We start from the raw sequence: 13,430 nt of genomic DNA, 5'->3' as shown, positions 1-13,430 counted from the left end.
GGCATTCCCGCCCGCCCCCACAGCGGTCGTGCGTCGGTCGTCAGGCGGCGATCGACTGCCGGTTGTCGCTCGACTCGACCTCGATCTTGCGCGGCTTCGCCTTCTCGCTGACCGGAATGATCACCGACAGCACGCCGCTCTCGTACGAGGCGCTGATCGCGTCGAGGTCGACTCCGTCGCCGAGGGAGAACTGACGGAGGAACGAGCCTGCTCCGCGCTCGCGTGCCAGCCAGCGGACGCCTTCGCGGCTGTCAGCGGTGCGCTGCGCGCGGATGGTGAGCTGGCCGCCGTCGAGATCGACGTCGATGGAGCCCGGATCGATGCCGGGGAGGTCGGCGTGCAGAACGTACCGGTCGCCGTCGCGGAAGAGGTCCACCGGCATGAGACGCGGTGCGCGGACGGAGTCCAGCACGCTCGCAGCGAAGCGGTCGAGCTGACTGAACGGATCGAAGGACATGGCCATGAGTGTCTCCTTTCGTGTGGCCCTGATGGGCTATCTGCGATGCAGATTATCTGCATCTGTTGCTGTAGATTTTTTATAGAACAGATTCAGATTCAATGCAAGTGTCATGAAAGGGGATTCTCGATGAGCGATCGCGACCCGAGCCTGCCGGTCTACGGCATCGCCGTCGCCGCTCAGCTCAGCGGCGTCCCCGAAGCGAGTCTGCGGCTCTTCGAGGCGAAGGGCCTGGTCCGCCCTGCGCGCAGCGACGGCGGCACGCGCCGATACAGCGACGACGATCTCGCACGCATCCGTCGTGTGACGGGGCTGCGTGTCGAGGGGATCAACATCGTCGGCATCCGTCGCGTTCTCGACCTGGAAGACGAGAACGCCGGTCTCCGCGACGAACTGGCCGACGGCCGGGACTGACTCCGCCGGACTCGCCCGGCGGCGACGCGGGAGGGCAGTACTTTAAAGGCATGGATGCCGAGATCTTCTACGTGCTCGTCGGTGCTGTGGTCGTGGCGGCGATCGCCCGATGGCGCGGCTGGCCGGCACCGCTTCTCGTCACGGTCGTCGCGCTCGCGGCATCCTTCCTGCCCTTCGTGCCCGAGGTCGAGATCGACGGGCACCTGCTGCTGAACCTCGTGCTGCCGCCGCTGCTGTATTCGGCGGCGCTCGACGTGTCGTTCGTGGGCTTCAAGCGCAGCCTGCCGCAGATCCGCCGGCTCGGCGTCACCCTCGTGCTGCTCACCGCGGTGGCGGTCGGACTCGTGGCGTGGTGGATCCTGCCCTCGCTGACCCTGCCGGGAGCCCTGCTGCTCGGCGCCATCGTCGCACCGCCCGACGCCGTCTCGGCCGCGGCGATCGGCCGCAAGCTCGGGCTTCCACGCCGCATCATGACAGTGCTCTCGGGTGAGAGTCTCATCAACGACGCGACCTCACTGACCCTCTATCGCGTCTTCGCGGCGATCATCGCGGGGGCCACGCTCACCGTCTGGGACGGCATCGGGCAGTTTCTGCTCGCCGTCGGAGTGGGCGTCGCGGTCGGTCTCGTCTTCGGCATCGTGCTGCACCAGCTGCGCATGCGCATCAGCGACGCGGTCGTGATCGGCACCTTCGGCCTGCTCGCCCCGTTCGGCGCGTACGCGATCGCCGAGCACCTGCTCGGCTCCGGCGTGCTCGCGGTCGTCGCGATGGGCCTGTATGTCGGATACAACTCGCCTCGCACCGACTACACGACGCGTCAGCAGGAGACACCGCTGTGGCTGTCGGCGGACCTGCTGCTCGAGAGCTTCGTGTTCGCGTACATCGGTCTGCAGTTCCCGCGTGTGCTCAGTGACCTCGGCGGCGAAGAGGTCGGTCGCATCCTGATGCTGTCGGGGGTCGTGCTTCTCGTCGTGCTGATCGTGCGTCCGCTCTACGTGTACCCGGCGAACGGGTGGGCGAACTTCCAAGACCGCAAGCGGTTGGAACGCTGGGATCGCACGGTCGAATCCGGAGCCTTCGACGAACGCCGCCGCGACTCGAAACGCTGGAAGCAGTACAGCACCGAGGAGCTGCGGTCAAAGATCGTGCGCGATCGCATGGCGGGCCTGCAGCTGACCTGGAAGGACAACGCCGTCATCTCGTGGGCGGGCATGCGCGGCGTGGTGACGCTGGCGACCGCGCTCGCCGCGGCCGACCTCGCGGCCCTCGACACTGAGCCGTCGCACGCGATCGTGGTCGTCGCCTACGTCGTCACCCTCGGCACACTGCTGCTGCAGGGCCTGACTCTGCCGTTGCTGATCCGCGGTCTCGGCATCGCCAGCGATGTCGACGACGACGAGGACGAGCGCGCGATCGCTGATGTCAAAGCCAAGAGCCGAGAGGCGGGCAAGGCGTTCCTCGCCGAGAAGCGCGTGGAGTGGGTCGACAAGTACGGAAGCGTCGACATCGGCGTCTTCGACGCGTTCACGAAGCGCATGACACGGGTCGAGAAGGCCGCAGACGAGGCGCAGGAGGTCGAGGAGGCGGTGACGCGACCGTCATACGAGGACCTCGCAGCGCTCACCCGCGGATGGTTGCAGGTGCGTCGCGACATCCTGCTCGCAGAACGGGACGCCGGCAACCTCGACGAGGAGGTCATGCGCGAGCTGATGGCCGCGATGGATGCCGAGGAGCTCGCCCTCGACACCCGCGCCGCCACCCGTCTGCAGGGCCGCGCGTAACGGGAGACAGACGAGCGCCCCGCCCCCGGACGGGGCGAGGCGCTCGATCTGCGTGACGAAAAGTCAGCGGGTGCCGACCGGCTCCTTCTCGGATGCTGCGGCATCCGTCTCGGGGGCGTCGTCGTCACCGGAGTCGTCGGCGAACGGCAGACCCTCACGCGGCGCGTTGTAGAGCTCCTCGTCGAGGATGCCCTCGCGCTTGGCGACGATGGTGGGCACGAGCGCCTGGCCCGCGACGTTCACCGCCGTGCGGCCCATGTCGAGGATCGGGTCGATCGCGAGCAGCAGTCCGACGCCTTCGAGCGGCAGGCCCAGGGTCGACAGCGTCAGCGTGAGCATGACGGTCGCCCCGGTGGTGCCGGCCGTGGCCGCCGAGCCGACGACCGAGACGACGACGATCAGCAGGTACTGCACGAGGTTGAGTTCGATGCCGAAGAACTGCGCGACGAAGATCGCGGCGATGGCCGGGTAGATCGCGGCGCAGCCGTCCATCTTCGTGGTCGCACCGAACGGCACGGCGAACGAGGCGTACGAGCGGGGCACACCGAGGTTGCGCTCGGTGACGCGCTCGGTGAGGGGCAGCGTGCCGATCGACGAGCGGCTGACGAAGGCCAGCTGCACGGCCGGCCACACGCCGGAGAAGTACTGCTTGATCGAGAGACCGTGCGTCTTCACCAGCACCGGGTAGACGACGAACAGCACCAGGGCGAGGCCGACGTAGACGGCGATCGCGAACCAGCCGAGCGAGGCGAGCTTCTCCCAGCCGTACTCGACGACTGCGGCACCGATCAGGCCGAAGGTTCCGAGCGGCGCGATGCGGATGATCCACCACAGCACGCGCTGGATGACCTTGAGCAGCGACTCGGTGAAGGCGAGGAAGGGCTCGGCCTTCTTGCCGGCCTTGAGCGCCGCGATGCCGACGGCGACCGCGATCACGATGACCTGCAGGATGTTGAAGTTGACGCTCGAGGTGAACGTGCCGTCGGTGGCACCCGGGTTGGTGCTGACGCTCAGGCCCAGGAAGTTCTGCGGGATCAGACCCAGCAGGAAGTTCCACCACGTCCCGACCGTGTACGGGTCGCTGGGCTCGAGGCCCTCGCCGGCCCGGTTGCCCGGCTGGATGACCAGGCCGAGCGTGATGCCGATGATCACGGCGATGAATGCCGTGATCGCGAACCACAGCAGGGTCTGACCGGCGAGACGCGCGGCATTCTGCACGCGGCGCAGGTTCGAGATGCTGGCGACGATCGCGGTGAAGATCAGCGGCACGACGGCGGCGCGCAGCAGCGTCACGTACGAGCTGCCGATCGTGTCGAGCGTGGCGGAGAGGCCGTTGGGGCTGTCGGCGGTGGCGCCCAGCTGGCGTGCGATCAGGCCCGCGGCGATGCCGAGGACGAGGGCCGCGAGGATCTGGAAGCCGAACGAGGTCAGCAGCTTCCGGACGGGACCGCGGGTGTCTGGCGCCTTCGTGGGGCGGGCGGTGGTGCTCATTGGATCGGGGACTCCAGAATCGGTGCGCGCCGTGTGCGCGCTATCCGTCCACGCTACGAGTCACGCGCGAAGCCCGAGGCCGAGATGACGAAGGATGACGGATGCCGCAGCATCCGTCATCCTTCGATCGTCGGAGTGGCGCAGGTCAGGCCGCGCACTTCTCGAGGTTGTCCGTCAGGATCTGAGTGGTCAGAGCCTTGTCCTCCTCACTGGACTGCTTGTCCTCGCCGTTGGCGATGTAGGTGAGGGTCTCGTTGCTCAGGTCGGAGTCGACGAGAGCCTCGGCGAAGCAGGTCGCGACATCGTCCGTCACGGCATCGCCGAGGCCCTGGTCCTCGTAGACCTTCTGAATGCCGTCTGCGACATCGTCGACCGCCGGACGGGACGTGCCACCGCAGGCGGCGAGTGAGAAGGCCAGTGCGGCGATGGGAAGAGCCATGAGAATGCGAGAGGGTGTGCGCAGGTTCCGGTCGTTGAGCGTCATGCCGTCGACGCTATCGACCCACAGCGAATCCATAGAAGGGGTTGCGCTGGGCATGGTGTTCGTGATGCATCCTGGCCGCGATCACGACGTTCTGCCACGATGGCCTCATGTTCATGGTGACGACGAACGACATCCCCGGCTACCGCATCACGCAGGTGCTGGGCGAGGTCATGGGCCTGACGGTGCGGTCGACCGACTTCGGGCAGGGCTTCGCGGCCGGGTTCCGCTCGCTCGGCGGTGGAGAGATCCCGGAGTACACGCAAGTCATGTACGAAGCGCGGCAGGTCGTGATGGGCCGCATGTGGGCCGAGGCGCAGCAGCGCGGCGGCAATGCGATCGTCGCGATGCGCTTCGACGCAGGGTCGATCCAGAACTTCACCGAGATCTGCGCCTACGGCACCGCCGTGGTCGTCGAGCCCCTCGCACCCGTGGCCCAGCCGCCGCAGCCTCCGCACCCGCCGCAGGCCTGACGCTACGCCAGCACCAGCAGGTCGCCGACCTCGCATCCGAGGGCGTCGCAGATCGCGCGCAGCGTCGAGTACCTGATCGCCCGAGCCCTGTCGTTTTTCAGCACTGACAGGTTCACGATGCTGACGCCGACGCGTGCGCTCAGCTCGGTCAGCGTCATCCCGCGCTCCGCGAGCAGCTCGTCGAGGCGGCAGTGGATGCCGGTGAGCTCGTCGTCGTTCTCGGCCGGGCTCATACGAGACCCCGAGTCTCGTCCTCGAGGGCCGCGTTCGTGCGCTGCAGGCGGATGCCCTGACGGAACGCGGCGGCGATGAGTCCCACCGCGACGCCGGTCGCGAAGATCGGGACGATCGACCAGAACTCGATCGGATGCACCGGCTCGCCGGAGCCGAGGCCCACCGCAGCGGACACCCCGTTGAGTCCCAGCTTCTCGAGCAGCACGATGAACATCGGGGCGAGCACGAGGGTCCAGCCGATCGCGTCGAAGGCCCGCGCGTTGCCCTTCACGAAGAAGCGTCCGCGGAGGAAGTTCCAGGCGACGAGCATCACGGCGACGATGACGATCAGCGGGGCGAGCGCCCAGAGGACGAGAGAGCCGATGATCGCTGCGGTCGAGGCGGCGTCGACTCCGGTGGCGAACACCATCGCCTGTTGAGCGATCCCCTCGACCGACGCGGCTCCTGAGCCGACAGTCGCGTCGATCGGCTGCTCGTCGATGGGGATGGACCACGCGATGCCCTGGTCTCGGAACGTTCCGAGCACGCGGAGGACAGTGCTGATCGCGGTCACCACCAGAGCGGCGGCGCCGAACAGGATCACGGTGATCGCATCGGCGGTCTGCGAACGGGTCGCGGTGGGGGTGCTCATCAGACGAGTCCTTCCGTTTCGCGCTGCAGGCGATCGCCGATGGAGAAGACCGTGCCGATGAGCGCGATGACGAATGCTCCGAGGATGAAGGTGAACGGCTCGACGCTCATCACCGCGTTGTCGACGCCGTTGTCGGCGATCCGTGCCACCGTGGCGTTCGCGAGCATGTTGTCGAAGAAGCGCACAGCGGCGAAGCCGACGAGCCCTGCGATACCGGCTGTCGCGACGAGCGCGGTGTTGCGTCGGCTGAACACCCGGTCGGTCAGCACGCTCCGCGCCAGCAGGATCAGGCATCCGATCACGATGACGATCGTGAGGATCTGCGCCACTTGGCCGATGATGCCCGGCACCGCGGCGATCGCCGGCAGCTGAGGCGCGGTGATCACGGCACTGTCGACGCCGACGGGGATGCTGGTGCCAGTGCTCAGCGGCAGGTCGACAGGCGTCTTCGAGCTGATGAACTCGACCAGCACCGGCACATCGACGCCCCGGGCGAGCTCGATGATCCGCATGACCGAGAACACGGTGATGTAGGCGGCGATCAGAGCGCCCGAGATGCAGAAGCCGACCAGAGCTCCGCGGTCGCCGCGGGAGATCGTGCGGTTCTTCGTCGAGGTCATCATCCACTCCTTATCGAGAGTCGTTATTACCGATAATCGTTAACATAACGACTGTCGATAAGTTGGTCAACCCTCACGGCGCGAGAGCGCCGTCACCGGCGGTCACGGCGCTATGCCGACGGCGAACACGGGCATACAGCATCCGCACGGTGGTTACTCTCGATGTACAGGCGCGGAGACCCGTCGAGGACTCAGCGCTTCGCCCCGTGCGAATAAGGAGTCACAGCATGTTCGAGAGATTCACGGACCGAGCCCGTCGAGTGGTCGTCCTCGCCCAAGAAGAGGCGAAGATGCTCAACCACAACTACATCGGCACTGAGCACATCCTGCTCGGCCTCATCCACGAGGGTGAGGGTGTCGCAGCCAAGGCGCTCGAAAGCCTCGGTATCTCCCTTGACGCCGTCCGCGAGCAGGTGCAGGACATCATCGGTCAGGGCCAGCAGCAGCCCACCGGTCACATCCCGTTCACGCCGCGCGCCAAGAAGGTGCTCGAGCTCAGCCTCCGCGAGGCTCTGCAGCTCGGCCACAACTACATCGGCACCGAGCACATCCTGCTCGGTCTCATCCGCGAGGGCGAGGGTGTCGCAGCCCAGGTCCTCGTGAAGCTCGGCGCTGACCTGAACAAGGTCCGCCAGCAGGTCATCCAGCTCCTGTCCGGTGCACCCGGACGCGAGCCGGCAGCCGTCGGCGCGCAGTCGAACGACACCCCGAGCGCCCAGGGCGGCTCGCAGGTGCTCGACCAGTTCGGCCGCAACCTGACGCAGGCCGCACGCGACAACAAGCTCGACCCGGTCATCGGGCGCGAGAAGGAGATCGAGCGGGTCATGCAGATCCTGTCTCGCCGCTCCAAGAACAACCCCGTTCTGATCGGTGAGCCCGGCGTCGGCAAGACCGCCGTCGTCGAGGGCCTCGCGCAGGCGATCGTCAAGGGCGATGTGCCCGAGACGCTCAAGGACAAGCAGCTCTACTCGCTCGACCTTGGCTCGCTCATCGCCGGTTCCCGCTACCGCGGTGACTTCGAAGAGCGTCTGAAGAAGGTCACGAAGGAGATCCGCACGCGCGGCGACATCATCGTCTTCATCGACGAGATCCACACCCTCGTGGGTGCGGGCGCAGCCGAGGGCGCGATCGACGCGGCCAGCATCCTCAAGCCGCTCCTCGCTCGTGGCGAGCTCCAGACCATCGGCGCCACCACGCTCGACGAGTACCGCAAGCACTTCGAGAAGGATGCCGCTCTCGAGCGCCGCTTCCAGTCGATCCAGGTGAACGAGCCGAGCCTCCCTCACACGATCAACATCCTCAAGGGACTCCGCGACCGGTACGAGGCGCACCACAAGGTGCAGATCACCGACGGCGCGATCGTCGCGGCATCGAACCTCGCCGACCGCTACGTGTCCGACCGGTTCCTGCCCGACAAGGCCATCGACCTGATCGACGAGGCCGGCGCACGCCTGCGCCTCAGCATCCTGTCGAGCCCGCCCGAGCTGCGCGAATTCGACGAGAAGATCGCCAAGGTCCGCGAGCAGAAGGAAGTGGCGTCCGAGGACCAGGACTTCGAGAAGGCCGCATCGCTGCGCGACGAGGAGAAGAGCCTCCTCGCCGAGCGCCTTCGCCTCGAGAAGCAGTGGCGTTCGGGTGACGTCGCGACCGCTGCGGTCGTCGACGAGGGCCTGATCGCCGAGGTGCTCGCACAGGCCACCGGCATCCCGGTCTTCAAGCTGACGGAAGAGGAGTCCTCGCGACTCGTCTTCATGGAGAAGGCACTTCACCAGCGCGTCATCGGTCAGGAAGAGGCCATCGCGGCGCTCTCCAAGACGATCCGTCGTCAGCGTGCCGGTCTCAAGGACCCGAAGCGTCCCTCGGGCTCGTTCATCTTCGCCGGCCCCACCGGTGTCGGAAAGACCGAGCTCGCCAAGGCGCTCGCCGAGTTCCTGTTCGACGACGAAGCTGCTCTCATCTCGCTCGACATGAGCGAGTTCGGTGAGAAGCACACCGTCTCGCGTCTGTTCGGCGCCCCTCCCGGATTCGTCGGATTCGAAGAGGGCGGCCAGCTCACCGAGAAGGTGCGCCGCAAGCCGTTCAGCGTCGTGCTGTTCGACGAGATCGAGAAGGCGCACCCGGACATCTTCAACTCGCTGCTGCAGATCCTCGAAGAGGGTCGACTGACCGATGGTCAGGGCCGCGTGATCGACTTCAAGAACACCGTCATCATCATGACCACCAACCTCGGTGCTCGTGACATCGCCGGTGGTCCTGTCGGATTCCAGATCGAGGGCGTCAACTCGACGAACTACGACCGGATGAAGGGCAAGGTCAACGAGGAGCTGAAGCGCAACTTCAAGCCCGAGTTCCTCAACCGTGTCGACGACATCATCGTGTTCCCGCAGCTGTCGAAGGACGAGCTCGTGCAGATCGTCGATCTGTTCACGAAGCGTCTGGGCGAGCGTCTGCTCGACCGCGACATGACGATCGAGCTCTCGCAGGCCGCCAAGGAGCGTCTCATCGAGATCGGGTTCGACCCGGCACTCGGTGCCCGTCCGCTGCGTCGCGCGATGCAGCACGAGGTCGAGGACCGTCTGTCCGAGAAGATCCTGCACGGCGAGCTCAACCCGGGCGACCACGTGAAGGTCGACTCGAAGGACGGCGAGTTCCTCTTCGAGCACGGTCCCCGCGGCGAGAAGGTCGCGATCGGCGTCAACACCGGCGGAGCGATCTCCGGCACCCCCGACCTGGCGGTCGCCAGCGGGGAGTGACCTGATCACAGAAGGGGCGGATGCTGCGGCATCCGCCCCTTCTGCGTGTCCGGGGACTCCAGCACTCCGGCATTCCGGGCCCGCTCAGGGTCTCAGGAGGTGACGGGTTCTAGGCTTGATGCGTGAGCGAGTACATCGTCCGGCCGGCGCGCAGCGCCGACATCATCGGCATCCGGAATCTTCTGCAGCCGATGGTCGAGCAGCGCATCCTGCTCGGCAAGGATCTCGCGGTGCTCTACGGCGCGGTGCAGGAGTTCGTCGTCGCCGAAGCAGACGGCGAGCTGATCGGATGCGGTGCTCTGCACGTGTTCTGGGAGGACCTCGGCGAGGTGCGCACTCTCATGGTCCGCGCGGACTGGCTGCACCATGGAGTGGGTGGCGCGATCGTGGGTGCGCTCGAGGAGCACGCGCGCGAGCTCGGCCTCAGTCGACTGTTCTGCCTGACCTTCGAGGTCGAGTTCTTCGGCCGGCGCGGGTATTCGATCATCGGCGAACAGGTCGTCGACCCCGATGTGTATTCGCAGCTGCTGCGCAGCGGTGACGCAGGTGTCGAGGAGTTCCTCGATCTCGCCCACGTCAAGCCGAACACGCTCGGCAACACCAGGATGCTGAAGCGCCTCAACTAACCTGAACTAATGCCCCGTCACTCCGCCGCCGTGTATCGTCGCCGGCGCTTGGTGATCCTCGTCGCGGGGATCCTGGTCGCTGCGGTCATCGGAGTCGCGGTCTGGCTGCTCGTGGCGCGCCCGTGGGCGAATGCTGCCGAGGCGACGCCGACACCGAGTGCATCGGCGTCGGAATCATCGTCACCCGACCCCACGGCGCCCGAGTCGCCCGCCGCCGAGTCGCCCTCGCCCGAGGCGTCGGCGGAGGAGAGTCCGGGGATCGTCGCGTGCGAGGCCAAGGACGTCGAGGTGGCGGCCGTGACGGATGCCGATTCGTACGATCCCGGGGTGCTGCCGCAGCTGTCGATCTCGCTGACGAACCGCGGGTCGGCCGACTGCGCGATCGACGTGGGGTCGACGACTCAGCGGATGACGGTGTCGAGCGGCACCGATGTCTGGTGGACGTCGACCGACTGCCAGGAGAACCCGAGCAGCATGGTCGCCACGCTCACCGCCGGCGCGACCGTGACGAGCAAGGTGCCGGTCACGTGGGACCGCACGCGCTCGAGCGTCGAGACCTGCGCAGACGAGAATCGTCCGCGCGCGCCCGGGGGTGGAGCCTCGTACCACGTCGCTGTCGAGATCGGTGGCTTCAAAGGCACGACGACGAAGCAGATCCTCCTGTACTGAGGCAAAAACTAGCCAAAGGTCTCGAATACAGTCCTGCACTCAGTTTCGGGTGACACTGCTCATTCTTTGGGATACCATTGGGGTGACCCTCGCAGAATTGCGGCGCATGCCATCCCCAGTGGCGTCGAACACAGCGTCCCCAGCGCTTCGACATGCCGCCCGAGGGTCCGAGGGCCCTCTCGAGTACCCCAGTCCCCAATGGATGACTCGAGAGGGCCCCTTTCTTCTCCCGGCTCGGTTTCGGACCGCGCTGCGGCATCCGCTGAATATGCTGGATGCATGGCAGCGAAGAAGTCGAAATCCGCGAAGAGCAAGCCCGCACCCGAGGATTTCCGGTCGGATGCCCTCGCCCAGGCGTTGGAGAAGCAGGACATCGCCGCGGTCGCTCTCGCACTGCGCCACGGCACCACGGTCGTGCCGCTCGTGAAGCCCGGCGCCCGCGACAACCCTCTCGACAGCGGCGAGGTCTGGACCTATCGCGACCCGAACTCGGGCGATCTGGCGCTGCTGCTCTTCAGCGATGCCAAGAACAAGCCGGCGAACCTGCCCCCGGGGGTGGGGATCTACACCGCGGACTGGTTGCGCAAGTTTCTCGCCGCACACCCGATCACGACCGTCTTCCTCGACATCGCGGGCCCGCATCCGATGCAGGCCTCGCCGGAGGAACTGCTCAAAGCGCTCGACGCCTGAGTAGCGGCGCGAGCTCGCTTGCTCACGCGACCGGCGCGGGTGCCACGGCCCGTGCGGGGTCACTTTCGCATCCGATGATCTGTGCGGGGTCAGTTTCGCATCCGGATCGCCCGTTTCGGGTGCGGAAGTGGCCCCGCTTGACGGTGCGGTGCGGAAGTGGCCGTGCTTGACGGTGCGGGGTGAGTGCGCGCTCGGTGCGGGGTTGAAAGCGCACCGGACGCGAGTGTTCGGGCGCGTTCTCGACCCCGATCGGGTTGCGGAGACGATGCGGAATCGCTGCGTGGCCGATGCGGGGTCAGTTTCGCATCCGGATCGCCCGTTTCGGGTGCGGAAGTGACCCCGCTTGACGGTGCGGTGCGGAAGTGACCCCGCTTGACGGTGCGGTGCGGAAGTGACCCCGCTTGACGGTGCGGTGCGGAAGTGACCCCGCTTGACGGTGCGGGGTGAGTGCGCGCTCGGTGCGGGGTCAGTTTCGCATCCGGATCGGCCGTTTCGGGTGCGGAAGTGGCCCCGCTTGACGGTGCGGTGCGGTGCGGTGCGGTGCGGTGCGGTGCGGAAGTGGCCCCGCTTGACGGTGCGGTGGGGTGCGGAAGTGGCCCGAGTCGGCTGTGCTCGACCCGGCTGAGCGCGGGACGGGCGCTCATCGCCGCGGGCTCAGAACGGGGGGATATCGGCTTCGCTGCGGCGGGTCGTGTTCCTCGCGCGCACGTCGTTGAGTGCCGCGCGGAGGGTCTTCGAGCGGTCGTCGACCACCTGGTCGTAGCCGAGTCGCGCGGCCTCTGACCGGCGCTGCGCCGACTGCGTGACGGGGCGGATCTCGCCCGCCAGGCTGAGCTCGCCGACGGCGGCGACCGTGCGAGGCACCGAGATCTGCTGGATGGACCCCGCCACGGCGATCGCGATCGCCAGATCCGCAGCCGGTTCGGTGAAGCGCACCCCTCCGACGGTCGACACGTAGACGTCGAGCGTGCTCGTCTTGATGCCGGCTCGTCGCTCGAGGATCGCCAGCACCATCGCCACGCGCGAGGAGTCGAGCCCGTGCACGACACGACGGGGATTCGGCGCCGTCGTGTTGATGGTGAGCGCCTGCACCTCGACGGGGAGAGCGCGGCGGCCTTCGAGTGAGATGGCCACGCAGGTGCCGGGCTCCGTGGCTCCCTGCGAGAGGAACAGGCCAGAGGGGTCGGGAACCTCGGAGATGCCCGCACCCGTCATCTCGAAGCATCCGACCTCGTCAGTGGGTCCGAAGCGGTTCTTCAGCGCACGGATGAAGCGCAGCGAGGTCTGTCGATCGCCCTCGAAGTGGCAGACGACATCGACCAGGTGTTCGAGCACACGGGGGCCGGCGACGGTGCCGTCTTTCGTGACGTGGCCGACGAGGATGATGGGCAGTCCGCGGTCTTTCGCGATGCGGATCAGCGTCGCCGCCACCTCGCGCACCTGGCTCGGCTGACCCGCCGCCCCGTCGATGAGCGACGAGGACACGGTCTGCACCGAGTCGACGATGACGAGCTGCGGGGCCACCTCGTCGATGTGCCCGAGGATCGTCGCGAGATCGGTCTCGCTCGCCAGGTAGAGCTCGTCGTGCAGGGCGCCGGTGCGCTCAGCGCGCAGGCGCACCTGGGCGGGAGACTCCTCGGCGCTCGCGTAGAGCACGCGACGCCCCGAACGAGCCGCCTGGGCTGCGACCTCGAGCAGCAGCGTCGACTTGCCGACGCCCGGTTCGCCGCTGAGCAGGATCGCCGCACCGGGCACGATGCCCCCGCCGAGCACCCGGTCGAACTCGCCGACACCGCTGGTGCGACGGGGAGCGTCTTCGGTGGTGATCTGGGTGATCGGGCGGGCGGCCTTCGCCGCGGTCGGTGCGAGCGGGGTGATGCGGCTCAGGATGCCGGTCTGCGCGCCCTGCTCCTGCACGGTGCCCCACTGCTGGCACTCGGCGCACCGACCCACCCACTTGGCCGTCGTCCACCCGCATTCGGTGCAGACGTACGCGGGAGGGGCGGGTTTTCGGGTGGCCATGCAGCCAGGCTATCGCCGGGATCAGACATCCCTATCGGTTCGGGCATTATTCACGGCCCAACCCCTCGATGTCGCGCAGCGGCCACGG

Annotated in this window: 14 protein-coding genes; 7 read left to right on the top strand and 7 right to left on the bottom strand. The window is 67.2% G+C overall.

Translation table 11 applies throughout. The features are described from left to right. Nucleotides 1-40: 40 nt before the first annotated feature. A complete protein-coding gene (locus tag ACIP5T_RS18350; RefSeq protein ID WP_400866745.1) occupies nt 41-463 on the bottom strand; it encodes an Hsp20/alpha crystallin family protein in 423 nt (140 codons plus the stop codon). Between the two features lie 123 nt (nt 464-586). On the opposite strand from ACIP5T_RS18350, the gene ACIP5T_RS18345 reads away from it, so the two are divergent. Together ACIP5T_RS18345 and ACIP5T_RS18340 are read left to right on the top strand one after the other, a co-directional pair. Then, on the top strand, nt 587-871 hold the full coding sequence (locus ACIP5T_RS18345) for a MerR family transcriptional regulator (protein WP_400866743.1): 285 nt from the start codon (nt 587-589) through the stop codon (nt 869-871). A 50-nt stretch (nt 872-921) separates the two neighbouring features. After that, nucleotides 922-2,652, top strand: coding sequence for a cation:proton antiporter (locus tag ACIP5T_RS18340; protein WP_400866742.1), 1,731 nt, complete (start codon nt 922-924; stop codon nt 2,650-2,652). Between the two features lie 63 nt (nt 2,653-2,715). Here the strand turns inward: ACIP5T_RS18340 and ACIP5T_RS18335 are convergent, their stop codons facing one another. Together ACIP5T_RS18335 and ACIP5T_RS18330 are read right to left on the bottom strand one after the other, a co-directional pair. Further along, nucleotides 2,716-4,143, bottom strand: a complete 1,428-nt coding sequence (locus tag ACIP5T_RS18335; RefSeq protein WP_400866740.1) for a dicarboxylate/amino acid:cation symporter — start codon at nt 4,141-4,143, stop codon at nt 2,716-2,718. Nucleotides 4,144-4,288: 145 nt separating this feature from the next. Further along, nucleotides 4,289-4,627 carry a hypothetical protein gene (locus ACIP5T_RS18330; protein WP_400866737.1) on the bottom strand — a complete coding sequence of 113 codons (339 nt, stop codon included), beginning with the start codon at nt 4,625-4,627 and terminating at the stop codon, nt 4,289-4,291. Nucleotides 4,628-4,734: 107 nt separating this feature from the next. On the opposite strand from ACIP5T_RS18330, the gene ACIP5T_RS18325 reads away from it, so the two are divergent. After that, entirely contained in the window at nt 4,735-5,097 is a 363-nt protein-coding gene (locus ACIP5T_RS18325) for a YbjQ family protein (protein ID WP_400866735.1), read from the top strand. A 2-nt stretch (nt 5,098-5,099) separates the two neighbouring features. On the opposite strand, the gene ACIP5T_RS18320 is transcribed toward ACIP5T_RS18325, so the two are convergent. From ACIP5T_RS18320 to ACIP5T_RS18310, 3 genes are read right to left on the bottom strand one after another with little or no spacing between them, the layout of a single operon-like run. Beyond that, complete coding sequence (locus ACIP5T_RS18320; protein WP_140038115.1) at nt 5,100-5,330, bottom strand: helix-turn-helix transcriptional regulator; 231 nt, start codon at nt 5,328-5,330, stop codon at nt 5,100-5,102. Continuing rightward, the gene (locus tag ACIP5T_RS18315; RefSeq protein WP_400866731.1) at nt 5,327-5,962 is read right to left on the bottom strand and encodes a hypothetical protein; all 636 of its coding nucleotides are present in this window, start codon (nt 5,960-5,962) and stop codon (nt 5,327-5,329) included. Before ACIP5T_RS18315 ends, ACIP5T_RS18320 begins: the two co-directional genes overlap by 4 nt. Next, complete coding sequence (locus tag ACIP5T_RS18310) at nt 5,962-6,582, bottom strand: DUF2975 domain-containing protein (RefSeq protein ID WP_400866728.1); 621 nt, start codon at nt 6,580-6,582, stop codon at nt 5,962-5,964. Before ACIP5T_RS18310 ends, ACIP5T_RS18315 begins: the two co-directional genes overlap by 1 nt. Nucleotides 6,583-6,809: 227 nt before the next feature. Here ACIP5T_RS18310 and ACIP5T_RS18305 point away from each other — a divergent pair, with 227 nt between their 5' ends. The 4 genes from ACIP5T_RS18305 to ACIP5T_RS18290 all read left to right on the top strand — a co-directional run bounded on the left by ACIP5T_RS18305 (nt 6,810) and on the right by ACIP5T_RS18290 (nt 11,320). Continuing rightward, nucleotides 6,810-9,335 (top strand): ATP-dependent Clp protease ATP-binding subunit, encoded by a 2,526-nt coding sequence (locus ACIP5T_RS18305; RefSeq protein ID WP_400866725.1) that lies wholly within the window; start codon nt 6,810-6,812, stop codon nt 9,333-9,335. 122 nt (nt 9,336-9,457) lie between these two features. Then, nucleotides 9,458-9,961 carry an amino-acid N-acetyltransferase gene (locus tag ACIP5T_RS18300; protein WP_400866722.1) on the top strand — a complete coding sequence of 168 codons (504 nt, stop codon included), beginning with the start codon at nt 9,458-9,460 and terminating at the stop codon, nt 9,959-9,961. 9 nt (nt 9,962-9,970) lie between these two features. Continuing rightward, complete coding sequence (locus ACIP5T_RS18295; RefSeq protein ID WP_400866719.1) at nt 9,971-10,630, top strand: hypothetical protein; 660 nt, start codon at nt 9,971-9,973, stop codon at nt 10,628-10,630. Nucleotides 10,631-10,909: 279 nt separating this feature from the next. Further along, complete coding sequence (locus ACIP5T_RS18290; protein ID WP_400866716.1) at nt 10,910-11,320, top strand: dehydrogenase; 411 nt, start codon at nt 10,910-10,912, stop codon at nt 11,318-11,320. A gap of 654 nt (nt 11,321-11,974) precedes the next feature. On the opposite strand, the gene radA is transcribed toward ACIP5T_RS18290, so the two are convergent. Next, the gene (gene radA, locus ACIP5T_RS18285) at nt 11,975-13,342 is read right to left on the bottom strand and encodes a DNA repair protein RadA (RefSeq protein ID WP_400866713.1); all 1,368 of its coding nucleotides are present in this window, start codon (nt 13,340-13,342) and stop codon (nt 11,975-11,977) included. Nucleotides 13,343-13,430: the final 88 nt, after the last annotated feature.

This window comes from Microbacterium sp. NPDC088619 (assembly GCF_044752825.1).
Taxonomy (GTDB): domain Bacteria; phylum Actinomycetota; class Actinomycetes; order Actinomycetales; family Microbacteriaceae; genus Microbacterium.
Note: the sequence above shows the minus strand (reverse complement) of the source record. Positions and strands in the feature narration are given on the sequence as shown.

Coding starts and splice junctions, on each gene's coding strand:
- ACIP5T_RS18320 (WP_140038115.1), bottom strand. CDS start 5,330: ATGAGCCCGGCCGAGAACGACGACGAGCTCACCGGCATCCACTGCCGC.
- ACIP5T_RS18290 (WP_400866716.1), top strand. CDS start 10,910: ATGGCAGCGAAGAAGTCGAAATCCGCGAAGAGCAAGCCCGCACCCGAG.
- ACIP5T_RS18335 (WP_400866740.1), bottom strand. CDS start 4,143: ATGAGCACCACCGCCCGCCCCACGAAGGCGCCAGACACCCGCGGTCCC.
- ACIP5T_RS18350 (WP_400866745.1), bottom strand. CDS start 463: ATGGCCATGTCCTTCGATCCGTTCAGTCAGCTCGACCGCTTCGCTGCG.
- ACIP5T_RS18325 (WP_400866735.1), top strand. CDS start 4,735: ATGTTCATGGTGACGACGAACGACATCCCCGGCTACCGCATCACGCAG.
- radA (WP_400866713.1), bottom strand. CDS start 13,342: ATGGCCACCCGAAAACCCGCCCCTCCCGCGTACGTCTGCACCGAATGC.
- ACIP5T_RS18305 (WP_400866725.1), top strand. CDS start 6,810: ATGTTCGAGAGATTCACGGACCGAGCCCGTCGAGTGGTCGTCCTCGCC.
- ACIP5T_RS18345 (WP_400866743.1), top strand. CDS start 587: ATGAGCGATCGCGACCCGAGCCTGCCGGTCTACGGCATCGCCGTCGCC.
- ACIP5T_RS18295 (WP_400866719.1), top strand. CDS start 9,971: ATGCCCCGTCACTCCGCCGCCGTGTATCGTCGCCGGCGCTTGGTGATC.
- ACIP5T_RS18340 (WP_400866742.1), top strand. CDS start 922: ATGGATGCCGAGATCTTCTACGTGCTCGTCGGTGCTGTGGTCGTGGCG.
- ACIP5T_RS18315 (WP_400866731.1), bottom strand. CDS start 5,962: ATGAGCACCCCCACCGCGACCCGTTCGCAGACCGCCGATGCGATCACC.
- ACIP5T_RS18330 (WP_400866737.1), bottom strand. CDS start 4,627: ATGACGCTCAACGACCGGAACCTGCGCACACCCTCTCGCATTCTCATG.
- ACIP5T_RS18310 (WP_400866728.1), bottom strand. CDS start 6,582: ATGACCTCGACGAAGAACCGCACGATCTCCCGCGGCGACCGCGGAGCT.